A 21,345-nucleotide genomic window follows, 5' to 3' on the forward strand; every position below is an offset into this window, starting at 1 on the left:
CTGATGTACTTGGGAAGAGAAATTCAGGAGCTCAACGAAGTAAAATAACAAAAAAATAAGAGGCCCCTCTAATGCTAGAGGAACCTCTTATCTTTGTACTTCTTATTTGAGCAGCGTAAGTAAATTGTGAACCGTTTGGGCCGTTTCGGCACGTGTAGCACTATTTTGGGGTTTGAATTGCCCACCAGTAGAACCGTTCATTACACCAAGCTCGGAAGCTTTCTCAACAGCTTCTTTTGCCCAAGATGCAATGTCTGCTTCATCCGTATAATCAGCAACAGCTGAATTGGTATCGTTTGATTGGGATTGATATTCGTATGCTCTCATCATGAGCACTGCCATTTCTTCACGTGAAATGGTTTGGGTCGGAGCAAATTTATCATTCGCTATTCCCTGGACCAAACCTGCTTGATATGCAGCGGCAACGCTATCGACATACCAGGCATCCTTGCTTACATCACCAAATGGCAATTCGTTACCTTTCACCTCTAAACCAAGGGTTCTCACGATTAAAGCAGCGAATTCGGCACGAGTCGTTTGACCTTGTGGATCAAACGCAGTCTCTGTTTTGCCTGTCAGCACATGTTTCGCCGAAAGAGACTTGATTGCTTTACTTGCCCAATGCGTTGGTACCACGTCTTCGAAGGATTTATCGTAAACGAACGGTGCATACATGCCCATATCAGACAATTGGGAAGTAACGGTACCCTTCTCTTCATCTACGATCCCACCTGCGTAATCCCATTGATCCGCAGATGAATGTTCATGATACATTCCAATCAGATCGCTGTTTAACATTCTGTCGTAATGGAGTGTCAGTGAAAAATCTTCAGGAAGCGAGGACAGAGATAATTTCTCACTGGAAACCTGGAGATACAGTTCAACTTCATAAGCAGCACCTGCGGTTGTCCACGTAAGACCTTGTTTCGTTTCTGGTGCTTTCACATCTTGTTTCAATATATCCAAAATGATCTTGCCACCAGCAGCACCAGAACCTCCTTTGGTCTGCAGTTCTTTCAATACGCTAGATGGAATGGTGAGCGATAATACACCTTGCTGAGAAATTGTGAGTGAATTCGCACCCAACAAATCCCCCGCATTAACAGGCAACTCAATTTTCTTACCAACTGTAATATCCACATTTGCGGTACCGTTTGTCACAGCTTTCAATTCTTTTTCTGTAATGACCTGATTTTGGCTTGGATCTGGGTCTGTGGTTGGTGCAGGTGTTGGGACAGGTGCAGGGGTCGTAGAAGATCCGCCGCCACCGCTATTTCCCGAACCACCCCCATTATTACCAGAACCACCATTGTTCATTTCCTGAATTTTATTGAGGAAGTACCCTAAGTCTTTGTCTCCAATTTGCAAAACAGGCTTCTTGGTAGAATAGTTAGCAGTCATTCCAAAGTTATTCGTAATATAATTCACTTCGGCGTCTCCTACAGAGCCATCCTGGTCAATATCGGCGATCTCATCCGAAGTATGATAATGTTTCGTTACAAGCTCCATGTCATAGATATCGATGACTCCATCCCCATTAATATCTCCTGCATACGTAAAGTCGGACGAATTCATTTGATTGATGCCATAATATTCGCCATCAATCGTCTTGCTCAGAACCACTGCCAGCTTGGAAGGTAAATGACCCGGAACTCGTGTGTAGATGGTCGTCATTTCTCCTGTTGCCGGAATCCCATCGATCAGGAACTCACCATAATTTTGCACAGTCCCCTCATATTTCTCACCGGAAGCCGTCTCGGCATAAACTTCAATGCCCATTGCCGAATAGTCATTTTCAAAATCCAGATACTCTCCATCGACCATAAAAGCTTCCGGACGTACAAAACCATATGTTCTTGAGGATTTGGAGATCACTTCATAACTGTCTGTGTTAAACGCGGTTAATGTCAATTTCTCTTCGTTCTCTTTCATGCCAACAGTCGTGTATTTCACTTCAAGAAATGGTACGTCGCTTTTCTTAAAATAGAATTCATCCTTCGGTACATCAAAGACAACATGGAACAAATCAAGATCCCCTGTGATTCCTTCAAAGGACCCACCTGAGATGGATGCCTCAAAGCTGAGTTCTCTTTGGTCCACTACAGGTTCACTGATTTTCACTTCAGCACCTGTGTCATCCAGTAATGCCTGCAGCTCAGGCGTTGGTTCAATCCGGTTAAATTGTTTGTAGTCATACATTGATTCCAGGATAAACGAAATACCGTTTAACTTCTCCACATTGTTCAATTGAATGGTCTGGGTAATGGTATCTCCTTTACGCACTTCGTCTTTGTCATATTTGCTGGTCACATAAGGTTTGCCTTCGGAGATAAACCCATAGCGATGGTCCTTAACGGGATTGGCCGCTGTACCCACATCCAATCCAAAGAGTCGAAGTTCGTAACCATTATCATATTCTTCTTTGGTAATACCAAAAGATATATGTCCTTCTTTGGAAACAGGCAAATCACCGGAATAAAAGGGACTGCCATTCTCGTAGAAAATGACACGATTGGAAGATTGATCATAAGCCGTGATCCCATTATCAACAAAGGTTTGGATGGTTGAATCGATAGCTGTGCCATCATACCAGACGCCCTGTCCACCTTCCCTTTCCGTCAGCATACTATCATTGAGTTCGTGTACACCAGGCTCAATACCCAAATCAATCTCGGGGGCTGTATTGTCCACAACTACCAATCTTTCGGATGAATACTGCTTGGCGTCCGAATCTGTCCCGATGAATTCAAGTGTGTAGCTGCCCTCAGGGACAAATCGTGCAACGTTAGAGATTTCCCCGTTTTCAATTGGAAATGCATAACCTCTAAACACATTCAGGATCAGATATTCCACTCCCGGAAGCATGGACTGCGAATTCAAGGTACCTACAAACCCGATTTCCTCGCCAGTTTCGTGATCCTTCAGTAATACATCCACAGAGTCAATGGGACTTCCCAATTGAATAGCACTCAGTGTAATACGATTCAGGAACTGGTGGAATGGGGTATCGTTTGTGATGGATGGTGGAATTAATTCCACTGAATTAATGCCCTTTTCGCTAATACGGATGGAGAATGGGATCTGAATATGATCCGCCGCATTTTCCGTATCCAGATATACATATCCTTCATATCGACCACTTGGCGTGTCCTGTGGTATATCCACTGAAACAGTCATCTCTTCCGTACTTCCGCCACTTACAGTAATGGATTCTGGAAGATGAACATTTAAGTTCATATCGTTTAACAGCTTCATGGAAGTGTTATACGTTTTGGTACCGTCCCCTTTATTCTCGATCTTAACTGTTCGGCTGTCAGATACGATTCCCTGGTCGTTTTCTTCCAAATATGCACTATCAAATACGATGGAACCTGTAATTTCATCAATAAGGATGGATTCGTCATTCGAGAAGTGAATCGTTTTATCCTGAACTTTGGCAAATACGGATGTGTGGACTGCCCGGTACGGATCTACACGGCCTGCACCTACTTCATATACGGAATAATTCCCGTTCAGATCTACAGCTGTATTCATAAGAGCAGTCTTCACATCAAAAGGTGTATATTCTTCATGTGCCTGGAGCATAAGTGCTGCAATACCCGCCATATGCGGCGTTGCCATGGAAGTACCCGAAATTCGTGCATAGGCAATATTATAATTCTCACCCGTATGATCATTCACAAATACAGGATAGGTTGAAAAAACAGCTACGCCCGGGGCTACGATATCGGGTTTAATATCATCATTCACGGCGGCCGGACCTCGGGAACTGAAATCGGCCAGTTTATTCCCTTCCGTAACGGTTTGGCCTGCTGCGCCAAAGGTGACTGTCACGCCGTTCAACTCTTTTAGTTTTTCTCCAAGCTCTCTCATCATTTGGAATGTAGGAATATACCCGTTCATTTCACCCAAATAATTAGGGATTGTTCCTTCAACATTATTATATATAATTGCTGCTGCCGCCCCTGCTTTTCTTGCGTTGACAATCTTGGCATCGAGTGCAATATCTCCCCGAGCGATTAGGGCCACTTTGCCTTGTACATCAATACCTTCAAAATCAAAAGCATTACCAAGCCCTGTATAAACAAGTTCGTAGGTTTTGCCTTCAAGTGTGGTCAGATCGTCAGTAAAATCTTTACCAAACAGTGGTAACACCTCAGTATAAGTTGCAGCAGGTGTTTCTTCCTCCACTCCAGGTGTTTCATCTTCTGCTGCTGATGGTGCTTCTACTTCTGCATCAGGTGCATCTTCTACTGATAGTGGAGTTTCTACATCTGCTGCTGGTGTCTCTTCTTCTGTTGCCGATGCTTCTACATCTGCTGCAGATGGTTCTTCTGCTGTTGGTGGCGCTTCCTCTTCTATTACAGATGTTTCTTCTTCCTCCACTACGGATGTTTCCTCACCTTCAGCAGGTGCTTCTTCTTCCTCTGGGGATGTTCCTTCATCCACTACAGGTGTTTCCTCTGTCTCTCCCCCACCTGGATTGTTATACACATCCAGAGTCACAGTAGCCGTAGGAAGAGTTAACGGAACATCGGAAGCACCAATCGTAATGGCCAGCGCGCTCGCTCCCGGTGTACCTAACGTACCTTCATTGGGACCATCATTACCTGCCGCAACCATACTCACCACGCCTTGCAGCATTGCATTATTCAGTGCAATGGACGCAGGGTCCAACGGATCATTCGTTGCAGCACCCAGAGAGAGATTGATCACATCAAGTTCATCTTCAATGGCCTTGTCAATTCCGGCAATAATGCCACTCATCTCACCACTTCCACCAGGGCCAAGTACACGATACACATATAAGTCTACATCTGGAGCAACACCTTTTACAGCATACCCCACGTCATTTTTGGCCTGCCCAGCGATGGTTCCCGATACGTGTGTTCCATGGGAAGTATAATAAGCTTCTGCTAAAACACCTTGTTCCTTATAACCCGAATTTTCCCAATCTTCATAGGTCGTCTCCATTGGGTCAGCATCGTTATCAACAAAGTCCCATCCTTTTACCGTAGCCGGGTCCACTTGCTTTGGATCTTCACCCGCATGAGCGCGATACCCTTTATACGCCCCTGTTAAATCCGGATGATTATAATCAATTCCGGTGTCCAGTACACCCACTTTGATTCCTTTACCAGTGATACCCTCTTCATGAAGTTTGTCGATGCCAAGATATGGCACGCTATCAGCCATTCGAGGTTGCATTCCGGATGCAGATGCAAATTCACTTGATGTGTCTGTTTCTGGCAGATCAAGTACCACTTCCTGGTCAGCCCATACTTTTTTCACAACTCCGGATTTCATCAAATCTTCTACGGCTACGCCAGGGACTGTTAACGCAACACCATTTAGTGCGGTTTCATACTCCTGAGTGATTTGGATCGAGGCAGCATCATAAGATAGCCCTCTCTTCTGCTGCAAAGACTTAATGTGCTGCTTGAATTGCTGGTGATTTTGTTTCACTTTGCTTGTCGCCGTAAGCTCTGATAAATTCTCACTGTTTAGTCCAGCCCTTTTCAAGGCAACGGCAGCGGGTTCGCTTTTGAATTGGATGATCACTTTGACCAAATCGTTACTTTTGGTATTCACCTTGGGGTCGATGACTTCACCGTCCATGACTTGAAGCTGATTCAAAGCTTGTCTTTCTTCTGGCGTGAGTGATTGTAGAATGGACTTAGCGCTTTCACTCTGCTGTAGAGGACCATAGGAAGGTGCTGCGTAAGCAGGCAAGGAGAACATGGAAGACAACATGACTCCTGCTGCTACTAAACCGGATAACCATCGGGTTGATTTTCGTTTCATTTCATACCTCCTGCGATTTACGATCAGATTAGGCTTATCGTATTCCGCAGCGTAGGGGATGTAAATTGGGGTAATTGAGTATGTTAATAGATGAATCAGTTTGTTACCCTCCGGAAAAATTTACATATAAATAGACCGAATTATCTAATTTAGTGACTTTATTTAATGAATTCAGGATTCTATTCTTTTATTCACAACTGAATTTGATAAACAAGTTTCTTTAGACCTAAAATCACTTTCGAAAATGAAGAGTTTTTTCAAAAATAAATTACTTTTTTTGTTATTTTTCTATTGGATTCAATTAAATATCTGTTAAAAAACGCGAAAAAAACTTACACTATTGTTCTAAACAGAACGAGACATGTGAGCTATTTTAATCACTGCTAATGCTTCATAACTAAACAGGCAGACTTGGCAAAGAACGCACCCAACCATCTTAAGCTCTTCTACCTTTGTCTTTCAGGGGATAATATGTATAACAAAAGGATTAAACCCCATTCTTCTGCAACTTCTAAGTGATACTATGTTTTCCCTAAACTAGTTATGGTCTTCTTCCAATCATTAGGTACTTTATACGAACCAATCTCTTCTTCGTTCTATAAACTTTGCTTGCACTCCATTTGATGGTTTGCCCTTTAACTAGCTGTCCGGCTTATTCGGACTGACGCTTTTCATCCTCCCAAATAAGGAAACTTTAAATCTTTTATAGAGACTATCACATCGTGGCTTTGTACACTGTAAAGAATATCTGTGCACTCACGAATAAAATGAAACAACAACATTACTGCCAATTCTAATCTAGTATAGTTGTTACGGTCTTCTGTTCAATATTCTCTAATATTACCTTTCTGCGTGTATTAAGATCATTAAATTGTTCAAAAGACAACTTATCCTTTAGTTGATGTAGACTCAAGTCATTCAATTCTTTTAACAAACACTCTTTAGATTTATAAAACACTACTACATACGTTAATAAAATCTCACCGTAAACTAGAACTATTATAGATTTTTTAAAAAATACCGAGATTCATTGTTGTTTCAAATTCGTTAAGTATCATCTTCTAAATAAGGATAATACTGTTTTACCGATATCCACCATCAAATCAGCTTACCTAAATGCTCTCTCAGAGTTTCTAATGCTATAAAAAAACACCATAATATAAGTATATTACTTATATTATGGTATTCGGTATGATTATTAAATAATATTCAAACACTACAGGGTTTACACAAACTATTTTACAGACTCATCTAAATCTTTCCCTCATTTTTTTTGTTTCTAAATCTGCTTGTCTGACTGATACAGGGAGTCTACTTTCCTTATTAAATTAACGCTAATGTAAGGTCTGTAGCAGTATCAATACTTATCCAATTACCACAGGAGACGAAAATGGGCTTCACACTTTTATGTGTTCGTAATGCTCTCCCATAGATTTTGTTATTTATCACAATATCAGAGAAAGCCCCTTCTTCTTCATCGGGCATAATAAAATCAACCCCATCAATTTTCAAGTAGCTTTTTGCAATACCTATTGTTGGTTTATTTAAATAAAAGGAAGCATGCGTTGCAATCCCCATATTCCTAGGGTGTAAGTACCCATTTCCATCAAACATAACGATATCTGGTTCATTAATTAAGGTGTTAAATGTTTTTAAAATTAATGGTAATTCTCTGAAAGATAAATATCCTGGTATATACGGGACCGCAATTTCATCTGTCATAGATTTCGTCTCTATAACTTTTTTCGTCATAAAATCCACGACACATATACAACAAACTGCAATTGTCGTTTCATTTTCTTCCCAATATGCCAGGTCAATACCTGCAATCAGCAGAATATTTTCTTTGTGGAAATCATTTTCTAATTTTATTTTTCGAGTTAAATCATACTGAATTTTATCAAATTCATCTATTATTTTATTCATTAACTTATTTTGCACGCGCATCATATTTTTCGATCATTTTCTTTTCAAATTCACTTGGCTCTAATTTTTCATTAATTAGTACCCCTTCTATATCCCACTCTCTGTATGTTATGGCAAATCCATATTTGTAATTCGCGATTGATTTATGATTACCATTCTCAAACCAAGAGATAAATTCTCCTGTTATTACACCTTTGCTCATTTTCTGGAAGCTTGAAATTCTGCCAGATTCATAATAGTTCACATAGTCTCCATCAGCCAATCCATTTTTATAGTAAGAGTAATATGCTAAATTCCCATTATCGTATCTTTCATATAAAAGACCAGATATAGGTTTCCCTCCATCCTCTATGGGTTTATCAAAAACTTCTTGCCCACTATTTCCAGAAAAACAAACATCATCAGTAAATTCTATACCTGTTAACAATACGTCTTCCATTCGCAAAATATTTACATCAATCATTTAATATCATCCACTCCATTTAGATTATTTGGGTAAATCAGATTCTATTTTAAAATCCCGTAAAATATAATTACAGTGCGGACATGTTTGGAATGGTATATCGATGACTGGCTTTGATGAGCCTCCAGGTTTTATCACATATATTAAGATATCATCAATAGTAGCACTCGGATTATCCAATAATGCCTTATTAGCTGCATACACCTCAGCATGCGATCCTGAACCATATGTATACAAACTATAAGAATCATAAATATCGTCTGGCATATTTTCTATTCTATAATGTACCCTAATGAGATGGACTTTTTTCAAAGTGTCCATCTCATTAGGGTACACTTTAGTTTGGATTGTTTGGATAATAAAGGCGGATAAAAAACCACAATACAGCGTTTAGCTCGCATTGCGGCGTTGTTGTTTGTATCATTCTAAATACAGATCGTTGAAAAAACAAATTGATCTATAAATTTTGAAGTTTAGTTAAGACTTCCTTAATTCGTATAGAAAGATCTAACTTTTCATTTTCCGACAATTGTTCCCCCACATCATTCATATCGAATTGCTCTAATTCATTTTTTATTTTCAAAAACTCCCCTCTAGCATTAATTCTATATCTGATAAGTAGTTCTGCAAGTGTTGTTCTAACAACTATTTTTTCACTTAATGTACTCCTACATTCACGCTCGAATCGTTCCATTATTTCCTCAACAAGCTCAATTGCATCTTTCTTCTCATTGAATAAAATCCCAAAGTAATTTTTAACTTCCTTTTCTATTTCAAAGTAGTAATATCTTGTATTCGGACTATAATCTACAGGTATACTTTCAATTCCATCAAGCACCATATCTCTTCGTTCTAATATGTCCTGATAATCATCTGGAGCTATTTCATGTTGTAACTTATTTAAATCTAGAGAATTTAATGCATCAATTATCTGTTGTTTCGATTTGACAAAAATTTTCGAATGTGTTAAATGAATTCTCCCTTCCGCAATAGACAATACTGCTTTTTCCATTTCACCTCTTTTATCCATACCGATGTATGCCTCACATGTGCAAGCAAGAGCTTCAGGACCACTCATTCCCTCACTTTTAAAATAAAAATAGTTTTCATAAAAAGCTCCAAATAAAGCCTCATAGTTTCGTTTCACTTTATGTCCTCCCAATAAATTTCTTGTGGCTCAACTATCTTATCACCATTATGGATTACCTCAATATCAATATTGGGATAATCTTTGTGAAACTTTTCTATAATTCTACTACAAATTCCATATGTATCTATTCGGTAAATAATTTAATTTTCCCACGAGCTTTTGATGGATCTGGCAATTTATCAAGTCTAGAGGCCAAATCATTGAGAATTTTATACTCAGTATCATTGTCTCTTAATCTTACATTACCACTCCTATCTGGTGCTTCAGTAGCCTCGTACTTTGGTTTTGTTGGTTTTAATGAATAATCAGCATAGGTCTTTTCCTTATTATCCCCGTTCAAACTACTATGAGAATAAAATTCATTCTTGTCAATTCCTTCAATTTCTACCTTCGCATACGCAAAATTTAGATCACCTTTAATCCTATTAGAAAGCTTACTTCTTAACACTTTAACTTTATCAATAATAAAACCTTCTGTTTCTAAATCAATTACTCTTGTTAGGAATACTTTTCCATGACTTACATTTGGAACTTTTCCCGTCCCCTCAGTGCCTTCCGGATTATCCTTCGTTTTGTTTGTTTTTGTATTCTCCTGCGATTTCTCCAGTTCGGATGATTTAGGCGGTTTCGTATCGGCTTGCGGTTTACCTTCGTCCTTTTCTTAGATGGAGATCGCTTCCACGTATTCACTTCATTCGGCGTTTCATTTTCTGGTTTCGTCTTCGATGTCGTGCTGTTTTTCGGCGTTGTCGTTGCATTAGGTTCATTCGTTTTCGAAGAAGGTGTACTATCCGAAGTTTGTTTCGGTTTCGACGGGTTCTCCCCAGGTTTAGAGGTCGATCCTGTTTCACTGTTTGCTGTCTTACCGCCTCCAGAAGCAGCCTCGCCCGTTTTGTTCGTCTTATTATTGCTCCAATGACTTCCTCCACCAAACACGATCCCCATCTTCTGACTGTCTTCCCAATACTATTCGGAAAAATGTCTTCACTTTGGGCATGATGAACGAAGACGAGCTCATGTTCACTTTAGGCGGCGTTGTCCCACTTGCCTGTGGGATGTCGGCCTTGGCCTAAAAAACCAGCTGCCTAACCTCGTCTGCCCTTAAAATTAAATTCCGCATCCAGGCCTTTTTTGCATTGCGTCATTTGATTTTCCAGCATCATACGATATGTAGTCACGAGCACCTGGAATCATTGCTATTTATCTAAATCTTTTGTCATTTTTCATATTTTTTCACTGAATATAAATCTTAAAAACTTTATGTATTATATGGTTGATTTAAGTTTTGACTTTTAAAACGCAAGATTAACCCTTTCTAAAAAACCTCAAAACAAATAAGCCCCAGTCAAATAACTGGAGCCTGTCTGATTTATCTTTGAACTAAATATACAACTGGATATGACGCTCTTTTTCAGGAATATCTTCATCTTCTAGTAAATCCACTTCGGTTAGCGCACCCTCATGCTTAAGTTCAGCGATGAACAATGCATAGAAGTCTCCTGCTGTCGGATAAGAAAATAAACCGTATCCTTTTCGAGAAATCAGCTTGTTCACCTCCCTAATTTTCTCAGGGAGATATTTGTAGTCAAACTCTCCCAACTCTTCTAGCTGATCTGCAGTTCCCAATTCGATGTCATAGGCATACTCATAGTCTAAAATGTAATTGACGATTTCCTGATCCACTTCTCCCTTGTAGTCCAGAAATAAAAACCGTTTGGTCGCTAAGCCATGATTCAGCATACTATAATACGCCAGTGATTCGTCCGGATCATTCAAAATCAAATCGATTTCCTCTGCATCATCGAAAATTAACGGCACCAAATCTTCATCTGCCATGCAGTCTTCCTCCTCTCCTACCCAAACAGAACTCCATGGTGGTTCGGGATATACTCGGGATAGTTTTTGCGATAAAAGTCATCAATCATTCGTAGAACGGGATCCCACTCTGGATACGGTTCAGGATCTTGAATGTTCATTTTAGCCTCCGGTGAGTTCATCAGGAAATCATCAAAATGACTTGGATTGGGCAGACCTTGTTTTTTTCTCACATGAAGCAAATACAAAATTTCATAAGGATAAAAAGCGTAATCATAATTACCAAATTCAAGCGATTTCCCTAACTCCGATGCAAGCATGGAATGATGTTCGGACATTCTTCCAATTAAACGCGTAATTTCATCCAAATCAGGCGTATTCCATTGCTCCAATACTTCTCTGTAGATTCCAAGTTCTTCTGGAATCAAGCCACATGGCTGTTCCCGATCTGTTAATGCGGATTTCACTGCCAAGTGAACGTATTTATTAGTTCCTTCTATTGTTTGATTGGTGTATTGAAGATACAGCTCCACTAAAAACCAGATATGCTGATTCCAATCATTGGCTTCCATTAAATTATCTCCAAGATATTTGACTATAAAATCAAAAAATATCTGTTCCTCCTTCGCCCATCCAAATAAATTGAAGTGAACTAATGATACGATGCTATTTTGAAAAGAATAATCAATCAATTTCATATTCGGATAACGATCTTTATAAATATGCCTACCCATGCACTGATAAAATTTTGTTTGTTGAATTTTTTTTAGTGCACTTACATCTCGACCGTTTTTAATCAATACGTCATTTTTCCACACTTCTAACCAAAAGGAAGATATATTATCCATATCAATTAATAGAATATGATCTCTCTCTGTATCATTAATATCGATGATTTCAACAATCTCATTTTTACCTTCTTCGTATTCAATTACAGCATTACTATCAACAAAGTTTTTGACATACCTTTTGTAGGCTAAATGCATTTTTTTTGAATTAACCATTGTGTTCTCCTTATATTTTATTTTATCTCCTTACTCCAATCTTTTACTTTGACAACATCTACTCCAAAACCAACCGAAGTTTTCGAAATATCAACTTCTACTCTGATAAATTCAAACTCCAACCCTGGGTTATCTTTTAAAAGTTTCTTGTACTTTGCTTTAAAATCCGCAAAACTTTTATTTTTACGGCTTGACATCACTTCAAAATATTTTGGACCACCGAGTTTTTGCTCTATTGAATAGTTGAAATTTCCCCACTCGGAAGTCTTAGCCTCAATCATGGTTAATTTAGGAGGCGGACCTTTGGACAAAAAGGCTCCATCTATTCCGTTCCTACCAACTTGAAATTGATCGGAAATATCCATACCCAGATTGTTGTTTATTGCGATTTTTTTCGCAACTTCCTCGCCAAAGTCACCCTTATCATGATCATAATATTTTGTCTTATCGATTTTTCGCTCATACCCTTCTACACCGGATAAATCAAATTTACTACTTATATCATCTGGAGTATCTAGTTGATTGATTGGATACCTTACCCCGTTGTCTTGACTGATCATCAGCTTATTTAAAAGCTGTGAGAAAAAGAAGATAACAAAAAAGAGGTCAATTACGGTAATAACTGACCATAATCAACCTATTCAGTGTAACGAAATAGCTATGAAATTAAAGCATCTAATTTTCTTACAACCGAATGGAGGAATCTGTACATGGGTTATATTTGATATTGGTTGAATGATGATATAATTCCACTAACTAATATTTAAAATGTAAAAATAGTTCACTCGGCAGACAGATTATCTAGCGCATCCAAGATTTCATCACTAATATCTAATGGTTCCTTTTCATCCCAAGCAACATCTGCAATTATTATAGAATTACCATTTATATATAAATATCCTTCCCTTCTATAAAAAAAGCCACCCCTTTCATAAAGCTTTATTGCTGGCTCAAACAAATCCTTATTATCCATAGCTATTGGATTTTTTTCATCAATAAGAGCGCATAATTCAAGGTAACTCGTAACGAGAGTTTTGTGGTAAGAATTATTTATTTCATTCAGTATTTCAATCATTTCAATGTTTTCTTGTGGCTCAATGATCGAATTTGAAATCATAATAAAAGGAGGTATGCATGTACCTGGATAATTCTTTAAAAATTTGGTTGCTCTTCTTAAATATTCTCTACACAAATAACTCTGTGACACGAATTCCTTTTCTCCAAGACACCCCCAATCTATTACGGAAATACGTTTAATTGCCTGACTTAAATATCCCACATTCATTCTCCTTTTTCTCTTTCTAATTGTTTTTCTATTTTACCTTGTTCTTTAAGATTATAGCTAAACGCCCCATCAAACTCACCTCTAGGTTGAGGCTCAGCTGCATCGTGTGCTCCTGGAGGATCAGAACCAAAGGTGTTTGAGTCAGAATTGTATGCATTAGGGTTTTTATATGGATATCCTTGCTTCATAAGTTTAATTTCCGTAAGTTCATGTTTAATCATTTGTTGTAACCACTCTTTTTGTGAAAGTGTTAACTCCTTCTCTTTTTGTGCTTGCTTCCATGCGTAACCAAAATCAGCATCTGGAGTAAAGTGACCTACTCTATAGCTTTTATCACTCAATGGTATTTTATGTGAATCAAGAAAAATGTGTTGCTTCACTGCCCTTATTTCTTCTACTGATAAACCAGTGTTTTTTGCAACCTGTTCAATATCTTCCATACCCACACTTCTGATCTCATCATAGTGCTTTGATGCAAGCCTATGATTTGCTTCATCAGGTATAGTTTCAAAAGTCGGTTTATAATTATCTACACGGTTGTACTTACTCCAATCAATCTTTGGAATATTAACTGAATCTTTTCCCGTCCCCTCAGTGCCTTCCGTATTTTCCTTCGGTTTGCTTGTATCCTGTTCTCCCTCTGGTTCTGGTGGCTTGGGTGGTTTAGTATCCGCTTCAGAATTACCCTCAACCTTATTTGGCAGAGATTTCTTCCATGAATTCACTTCATTTGGAGTAGCATTTTTTTCTGGATTCGTCTTAGTTTCGGTATCTTTTGGTTTCTGTTTTGGTGGCTTCTGATCACTACCCGCTTGGTTAGGTTTAGTTTCAGTTTCACCTTCTGTTTTGCCACCAGAACTTGCTTGTCCCGTTTTTTTCGACTTTTCCCCGCTCCAATCACTTCCTCCACCAGAAGCGATCCTCATTTTCTGACCGTCTGTCCATTTCTTCTTTGCAAATGTCGCTGCTGTTTTTAATCCGTTACCAACAACTTGCATGACCTTTCCTTCAATGTCTGGCGTCCTTACCCTTAGATTACCACCAATCATCGTTCCGTTCTCTATTAAATCGCGATGCATTTCATAATCGTAGATCATCTCTACGAATTTCTCATCGCTAATCGGATTGTAAATCAACTGTGTCAGATATTTCATCTGTTCCAATGTCAGGTCCTGACGCAACCAAAAATCGTAATCTTTTACTTCCTCGACGGTAATATTATGATATATGCCCGCCCTGTCTAATGCCCATGAAATTTCTTGGTAATAGGGCGAAAAGAAGGTTTGATGTTGAACATCGTCTTTCTCCACACTCTTGAAAAATTCCAGCGACACCTGCAGGTCACGTTGGGCTTTTTCATGCGCCCACTTCTCACGGAAGTAACTCGGAATCTGCTCATAAGCAAGGCTAATCTCCTTGTTCTGTTGTTCCAGCTTCTTAAAGAAATCAGTCACCGAAGTCGATGTAGTCAACTCTTTGGCGGCCGTCAACATTTTCCCAAGCATCGTCCATTTCGCTTCGTTCTCCTGCTGTTGCAGTTCAGCAAAACCATTCGTAAATCGGTCCAGCAAATTCAAAGCCGAAGGCTTGAAGGAGCCTATCTTCGGCACGCTCGCGATGAGACCCGTGGCAACGGCAGCAATACCTACGCCGATGGCTGTCTGGGCAGCAATACCCCCTAGAGCTCCCAGGATCGGAATCATAGCAGTGATGGCCAACGCAGCTCCAGCCAACGATCCATCTTTCGGGTTCGTCGTTGATGCCTGCGTCACTGCAGCAGCCTCTGCGGCAGCTGTGGCCTGAGCTGCTTCGTACTCCTTAATCGGCATCAGCGGTGGCTCCGGCTCCGCAGGCAGATCCGCCACATGAACAGGCGCTTTGTTGCTTCCCTCCTGTTGCAATAGACCTGCTCGTACGTTGGTCTCCCCGTCCAAAATGAAGCTACCACCCCCGTCAAGCAGCCATTAGTTATTTTCGACACGCAAAAAGCTCTCTCCAACTCATAAATCAAGTAAGAAAGAGCTTTTGAATGTTAATCAAATGTTTGAATCATTTAATGTTGGGTTCGTTGGATATGGTTGTGCTATACGATTTAATTAGCCTGGTATCAAATTGCAACATCTTGGTATCCTACATCAGCTATTTCTTCATCTAATAAACGCAACCCTAAACCATTCTCTGAATCCCATGTACAACTAAAAAGAACTCCAATGTCACGTTCTTCATTAATGTCTCCATACGGAACAACAATCCCCTCTAAAGTAATCATCTTCATCAGTTGAGTTGTTGTTTCAACTAATGGATAATTCTCATTAAACGCAACATCATAACCCAATTCACTTCTTTTTTGTATGTAATAATCCAAAATAGGTTGTAATAAGTTAAATTGCACTTGTTTCCAATCTTGTATCAATGATTGATATGCCGAATATTGTTTTTCATCAAATCTTCCATCTTCATCTCCATCAATCATCAATGTAATTTCAAGTTCTCCTCCGAATAATTGAAACATAGTCTTCCTGGTCCAACCATAGTTATATTCGAGCACTCCAAAAACAGGATCATTCTTTATCATTGTGTACTCCCCTCTTTATTGTTTATTAGAAATCCCCCAGGTTCAAACGCTCCTGCATTCATTTCTCCCACACCTCCAAGATGCCCAAAAGTACTATTCATCTTTGTAGGTACTAGTTGCATTGTTTTAACATCATTTAATTCGTGCCATGTTAGTTTATTTCCATCTCGATAAATCTTTATATCTTTAGCAGTAATTTTACCAGACTCCATACCAAATTGGCGTGCTATTTCAGGAGAATTATTAAGTTGTTCAGCTAACCTTTGATCTGATTGAGCAAAATTAGCTCTTCTCGCTGCTCCTCCGTATGTGCCTTTTCCACCTAACATATACTCAATTTGCACTTCTGCTTTAGCTACTGGTGAAAGATCAGGGATCAGACAAATAAAAAAGCCAATTTCGACTTATAATTCAAGTTGAAATTAGCATTTCTGCATCCGTCATTTTCTAAAGATTAAACTTCATATAAACTATCTAAAAAGCTATCAAAAGAATCAGATATAAGAAACATATTGCTCATCTTCTCAGTAGGTTCTATATCATGAAGGAAAATATATATTTTCCCCGCATACTCTTCGCTAGTTCCCAGACAAATTTGATTTCCTCCAGAATCATCACCTATAGATATAAATTCGTTTGGGATTTCGCCATATAATGAGTCAAACACACTTGATAACTCATCGTAGGATTCATTGATATCTAGCCCATAAAGTGTGTTGAGAGCAGTCTCTCCTTCATCATCTGAAATTTTGAAAACATTTGGCTTTACATTACCACCGTTATACTCAAGCAAAAAATCGCGATATTGAACCGGAAGCAAGAAAGCATATTTTGCTTCAAATTCCTCAATATTTTTTAATTTAATTTTTTTATTTGTGTTATAAATCGTTGCCATGGTAATTCTCCTTTATAATCATTTTTTCCGTTAACTGTAGACTGACCACCTATATGTCTAAAGTCCCTATGGATATCCTTCTGAACAAGAACCATTGTCTTTCCATCTTCATGATGATGCCAAGTGTACCCAGTTGGAGGTTGATTTAGTTCAGTAACTGGTGGATCAGAATCCTTATTTAGTCCTGCTTCTAAGTTCGCCTTCTTGGAGTCCGCCTGAGGGTTTTTAGGAATAGTAATTTCTATTGTTACTTCTGGTTTAATAGCTGGTTTAATAGTTAGATGGTAAAATGCTGAAAAGTCAGGACACTCATTAGGATAACTAACTGATATTCCATTTTTGTTAGTATATGTCCATGTTCCATTCCCATCAATTGAAATATGTCCACCTTTATCCTACCATTTTTAGGGACAGGAAATTATTGGCTTCGTTTCCATTACTTCTTATGTCAAATCCGACAGTTTTAACTTCTTACCTTTACCCGTCTCCTCAGTGCCTTCCGTATTTTCCTTCGGATTCTACCTTTGGTTTTGGTGGCTTGGGTGGTTTTGTATCGCTTCAGAATTACCCTCCACCTTATTTGGCAGAGATTTCTTCCATGAGTAGCTTTTTTTTCTGGTTTCGTCTTCGATGTCGTGCTACTTTTCGGTGTTGTCGTTGCATTAGGTTCATTCGTTTTCGAAGAAGGTGTTATATCTTTTCCTTATATTCCCACCCTAATCTGGTGCAAGAGTGGCCTCATACTTTGGTTTAGGTAGCTTTAACGAGAAATCAGCATAGTCTTTTGCCTTGTTATCTCCATTCGAACTACAATGTGCATAAAACTCCTTTTTGTCTATTCCTGTTATGTCTACTACGGAATATGCAAAATTAAGCTCATCTACAGTTTTGAGTAAATTTGAAACGCAAGAAAACTAAGAAACAAAAAAACAGATCAATTACGGTGGTATCAGACCATAATCAACCTGTTTAATGTAACTAAAAAGTAGCTTTCAGAATATAAAATTAGAGCATTTAACTTTCTTATAATCTGGAATGGAGAAATCTTCAGACTTTTATTACATGAGTTAAATCATATGGAGTCAATTACCTGACTCATTTGACAGTAACTTTAAAGCTCATACTCCCACTCATTTTAATGGGTTTATATTGGATTATCGGGATACTCGTCTAGATACCTATCTATTAGTTGTCTGCTTTTTTCATCCTCTGGTATGTTACCCAAATATTTATATTCCCAAATAAGTAGCTGGTCATCAAAACTATATTTCGTATCAAACCAATTTGTATAATCATAATGAATCTTGAATTTCCCATTCCTATCAATAGATAATGTGAAGGAATACCAAGGTTCTTGTTCATTATCTATAAGATTCTTTCTTAGTTTTTCACTCAGTTCAAATAGAACTCTGCCTTTGATTTTATATTGATCTTTATAATCATGATAATAACGAGGGATTTCTAAACTATACTTAAAATTTTCCACATCCTCAGGTGTGTTATAAAAAAAGTATGTCCCGCCCCCTGTTTCAGAAATTTGTGCATAGTAATGAAATTTTTCCCATTCTTCCGGGATCATTTCATTAACTGTTTCAGCTATTTGATTATATATTTGATTCATCTCTTTTTCCATGCTCAACGAAATCAACCTCCAGCTTGATTTTTAATAGTTTTTTGTTCTGGCCTATTTCCTTCAATTTGATAAGTTACTTCAAAGGAATCTGGTCTTATTGAAGTACCTGAATAAACTGGTTCAATTTTTACAGTAACTTTTTTCGGAGGTATCTCTCTCAACGCATCCGCCCATTTAGACTCCATTTCATACCATTTCCCGCCACTTCTATTAATTTGACTATTCTGTGGGACTAGGTTATTGATATCCTTTGGTCTTTTAAACTGCGCCCCTATCAAGTGTCCACCATCGTCATCAGGTAACCTACCTTGTCCTTTCCCTACCGTCCTTTGGGCATACTCACTACGGTCCCCTTTGCCAAGCACAAGTGCTCCTTCACATTCAATAATACGCCCTTGACTGTCCGTACGATAAGTATAACCATCTGGTGATGTGTATTCTATATTTGGTTTTAAAACTTTTTTTCTATTCTTTCTTGTAAAATGATCACCATACTTAACTGTTTCATAGACTACTGGTGCCGGTTTAACAGCTTGTCCCGTCCCCTCAGTGCCTTCCGGATTATCCTTCGTTTTGTTTGTTTTAGGATTCTCCTCTGGTTTCTCCGGTTCGGATGATTTAGGTGGTTTCATATCGGCTTGCGGTTTACCTTTGTCCTTTTTCTTAGATGGAGCTGGCTTCCACGTATTCACTTCATTCGGCGTTTCATTTTTTTCTGGTTTCGTCTTCGATGTCGTGCTATTTTTCGGCGTTGTCGGTACATTAGGTTCATTCGTTTTCGAAGAAGGTGTTATCTCTTTTTCTTGTATTTCCACCCCTATCTAGTGCAAAAGTGGCCTCATACTTTGGTTTAGGTGGCTTTAACGAGAAATCAGCATAGTCTTTTGCCTTGTTATCTCTATTCAAACTACTATGTGCATAAAACTCCTTTTTGTCTATTCCTGTTATGTCTACTACGGGATATGCAAAATTAAGCTCATCTTTAAGCCTATTAGAAAGCTTGCTTCTTAATTCCCCTACTCTATCAAGAATATGCGCCTCCTTTTTCGGATCAAGCAGTCTAGTAAGAAATACTTTACCCTAACTTACATTTGAACCATCATTTCCCGTCCCCTAAGTTGTAATCTTAAACAGGATAATGAAAAATGTAGCAATCAGGCTTCCAATTGGCACCCATTATATCAGCTTACTTACCGACCGAACTAAAGCGGACAGGGGCGATTCCTGTCAACATTCTTATTATATAAATAGTAAGTTTAAAGTGTTTTGTAACAGCTTTTTTCATTGAGCATTACCACAATGGCATATCGAGATCAACCAGCGATTTATGATCAAGCTACTTTATTTTCGGCATGCAAAAAAGCTCATTCCTACTAAAGGTCCAAGTGGGAAAGAGCTTTTGAAAGTTTATCCAGTGTTTGAATCATTTTGTGTTTGGTTTGTTGGTTGTATTGTACGATTTTGTTGTTGGGCTTGTAAATAAGTTCATACTAAGTGTCTTATTACGGGCAATGCTAGCCTTTAATATAACTTATCAAAAAATTCATTAAAACTGTTATTTAATAAGAACATATTATCCATTTCTTTATTTGACTCCATGTCATGCATCCAAAGGTATACTTTTCCTAAGTATTTCTCACTAGTTCCAATACAGATCTCGTTCCCCCCTGGATCACTAGCAATCGAAATAAATCCCTCAGGCAGCTCACCATCTAAAACCTCAAATACCTTAGACAGATTCCCCTTCATATCACCGATCCCATAAAATTTATTTACAACACTTTCACCCTCTTCATCAGAAATTTTAAATGTAGATTCTTGAGGATACCCGCCATTATATTTAAGCAAAAAATCAACATACTGCTCAGGAAGCTTAAGATCATACTTACCTTCAAATTCATTAATTTCATTTATAGTTATTTTCTCGTTTCCTCGATCCATATTCGCCATAACTATTCTCCTTTTTTATTTTTTCCATTGACTGTAGACTGACCACCGATATGTCTAAACTCCCTATGAATATCTTCATCGACAAGGATCATCGTCTTTCCATCTTCATGATGATGCCATAGAAATTTTGTATTTGCTTCATGTGAGAAAAAAACAAGGTCTGCCCAATCCAAAGAGGTCAATCATGGTGGTATCTGACCATAATTAACCTGTTTGATGTAACGGAATAGTGATATTTAGGTTATAAAATTAAAGTGTTGCATTGTACAATCTTGTCTTAGGTATTGTAAATTGTTTAATAATCCGAACAAATCCATAAATTAATCAACATGTCCATTGTCAAGTGCATCCAAGGCTTCATCACTTATATCAAGTGGTTCCCTTTTAACTCGATTTGCAAGCGAAAGAAAATCAGTAGCACCAGCTACATTCAAATAACCTGCCCTTATAAAGAAATGGCCACCTCTTTCATAAAGTTTTATTGCTGGCTCAAACAAATCTTTATTATCAATAGCAATTTGATTTCCTTCATCAATGAGTGCGTTTAACTCTAAATAACTGGTAACAATTTCTCTAACATAACTATTGTCAATCTCCTTTAGTATCTGTAATTCATCAACACTTACTCGTGACTTAGTTATCGAATTTGAAATGATAATAAAAGGATACCTACAAGGACCAGGATAATATTGAAAAAATATTGATGCTCTTCTTAAGTATTCTTTACTCAAATGAACATGTGATCTTGCTTCCTTGTTTCCAATACAACTCCAATCTATTGCAGAAATACGCTTAATTGCCTGATTAAAATTTTCCATCAATTATTTCGCTCCATCTTCTGTAT

At 38.3% G+C, this 21,345-nt stretch carries 18 protein-coding genes and 2 pseudogenes; all 20 read right to left on the reverse strand.

The window, feature by feature from the left end; all coding sequences use genetic code 11:
- Positions 1–102: 102 nt before the first annotated feature.
- Complete coding sequence (locus QNO02_RS21585; RefSeq protein ID WP_289389922.1) at positions 103–5,805, reverse strand: S8 family serine peptidase; 5,703 nt, start codon at positions 5,803–5,805, stop codon at positions 103–105.
- A gap of 793 nt (positions 5,806–6,598) precedes the next feature.
- The gene (locus QNO02_RS30340) at positions 6,599–6,832 is read right to left on the reverse strand and encodes an Imm3 family immunity protein (RefSeq protein WP_353959128.1); all 234 of its coding nucleotides are present in this window, start codon (positions 6,830–6,832) and stop codon (positions 6,599–6,601) included.
- Positions 6,833–7,052: 220 nt separating this feature from the next.
- Positions 7,053–7,755: pseudogene (locus tag QNO02_RS21590) on the reverse strand (endonuclease V).
- Positions 7,736–8,194, reverse strand: a complete 459-nt coding sequence (locus QNO02_RS21595; protein ID WP_289389923.1) for a toxin-antitoxin system YwqK family antitoxin — start codon at positions 8,192–8,194, stop codon at positions 7,736–7,738. Before QNO02_RS21595 ends, QNO02_RS21590 begins: the two are co-directional and overlap by 20 nt.
- Before the next feature lie 457 nt (positions 8,195–8,651).
- The gene (locus QNO02_RS21600; protein ID WP_289389924.1) at positions 8,652–9,341 is read right to left on the reverse strand and encodes an Imm3 family immunity protein; all 690 of its coding nucleotides are present in this window, start codon (positions 9,339–9,341) and stop codon (positions 8,652–8,654) included.
- A 127-nt stretch (positions 9,342–9,468) separates the two neighbouring features.
- Complete coding sequence (locus QNO02_RS21605) at positions 9,469–9,792, reverse strand: deaminase domain-containing protein (protein ID WP_289389925.1); 324 nt, start codon at positions 9,790–9,792, stop codon at positions 9,469–9,471.
- Between the two features lie 932 nt (positions 9,793–10,724).
- A complete protein-coding gene (locus tag QNO02_RS21610) occupies positions 10,725–11,180 on the reverse strand; it encodes a DUF6630 family protein (protein WP_289389926.1) in 456 nt (151 codons plus the stop codon).
- A 17-nt stretch (positions 11,181–11,197) separates the two neighbouring features.
- Entirely contained in the window at positions 11,198–12,163 is a 966-nt protein-coding gene (locus QNO02_RS21615; RefSeq protein WP_289389927.1) for a hypothetical protein, read from the reverse strand.
- A 17-nt stretch (positions 12,164–12,180) separates the two neighbouring features.
- A complete protein-coding gene (locus tag QNO02_RS21620) occupies positions 12,181–12,723 on the reverse strand; it encodes a hypothetical protein (RefSeq protein ID WP_289389928.1) in 543 nt (180 codons plus the stop codon).
- 221 nt (positions 12,724–12,944) lie between these two features.
- A complete protein-coding gene (locus QNO02_RS21625; RefSeq protein WP_289389929.1) occupies positions 12,945–13,442 on the reverse strand; it encodes a hypothetical protein in 498 nt (165 codons plus the stop codon).
- Between the two features lie 2 nt (positions 13,443–13,444).
- A complete protein-coding gene (locus QNO02_RS21630; protein WP_289389930.1) occupies positions 13,445–15,382 on the reverse strand; it encodes a hypothetical protein in 1,938 nt (645 codons plus the stop codon).
- 173 nt (positions 15,383–15,555) lie between these two features.
- Entirely contained in the window at positions 15,556–16,023 is a 468-nt protein-coding gene (locus QNO02_RS21635; protein ID WP_133385600.1) for a DUF6985 domain-containing protein, read from the reverse strand.
- A pseudogene (locus QNO02_RS21640) lies at positions 16,020–16,400 on the reverse strand (HNH endonuclease); the annotation flags it as partial. The pseudogene QNO02_RS21640 and the gene QNO02_RS21635, both read right to left, overlap by 4 nt.
- A 77-nt stretch (positions 16,401–16,477) precedes the next feature.
- Complete coding sequence (locus tag QNO02_RS21645) at positions 16,478–16,918, reverse strand: SMI1/KNR4 family protein (protein WP_133385601.1); 441 nt, start codon at positions 16,916–16,918, stop codon at positions 16,478–16,480.
- A complete protein-coding gene (locus QNO02_RS21650; RefSeq protein WP_353959129.1) occupies positions 16,879–17,298 on the reverse strand; it encodes an HNH endonuclease in 420 nt (139 codons plus the stop codon). The genes QNO02_RS21645 and QNO02_RS21650 overlap by 40 nt, the downstream gene beginning before the upstream one ends.
- Before the next feature lie 764 nt (positions 17,299–18,062).
- Positions 18,063–18,551 carry an immunity protein YezG family protein gene (locus QNO02_RS21655; protein WP_289392842.1) on the reverse strand — a complete coding sequence of 163 codons (489 nt, stop codon included), beginning with the start codon at positions 18,549–18,551 and terminating at the stop codon, positions 18,063–18,065.
- Positions 18,552–18,562: 11 nt separating this feature from the next.
- Complete coding sequence (locus QNO02_RS21660) at positions 18,563–19,366, reverse strand: DNA/RNA non-specific endonuclease (RefSeq protein WP_289389931.1); 804 nt, start codon at positions 19,364–19,366, stop codon at positions 18,563–18,565.
- A gap of 706 nt (positions 19,367–20,072) precedes the next feature.
- Positions 20,073–20,501 (reverse strand): SMI1/KNR4 family protein, encoded by a 429-nt coding sequence (locus QNO02_RS21665; RefSeq protein ID WP_127545071.1) that lies wholly within the window; start codon positions 20,499–20,501, stop codon positions 20,073–20,075.
- Positions 20,502–20,503: 2 nt separating this feature from the next.
- On the reverse strand, positions 20,504–20,683 hold the full coding sequence (locus tag QNO02_RS30350) for an HNH endonuclease (RefSeq protein ID WP_353959072.1): 180 nt from the start codon (positions 20,681–20,683) through the stop codon (positions 20,504–20,506).
- 138 nt (positions 20,684–20,821) lie between these two features.
- Complete coding sequence (locus QNO02_RS21670; RefSeq protein ID WP_289389932.1) at positions 20,822–21,319, reverse strand: hypothetical protein; 498 nt, start codon at positions 21,317–21,319, stop codon at positions 20,822–20,824.
- Positions 21,320–21,345 lie beyond the last annotated feature (26 nt).

Origin of the sequence: Paenibacillus sp. PK1-4R (assembly GCF_030369595.1) — a bacterium.
GTDB lineage: Bacteria > Bacillota > Bacilli > Paenibacillales > Paenibacillaceae > Paenibacillus.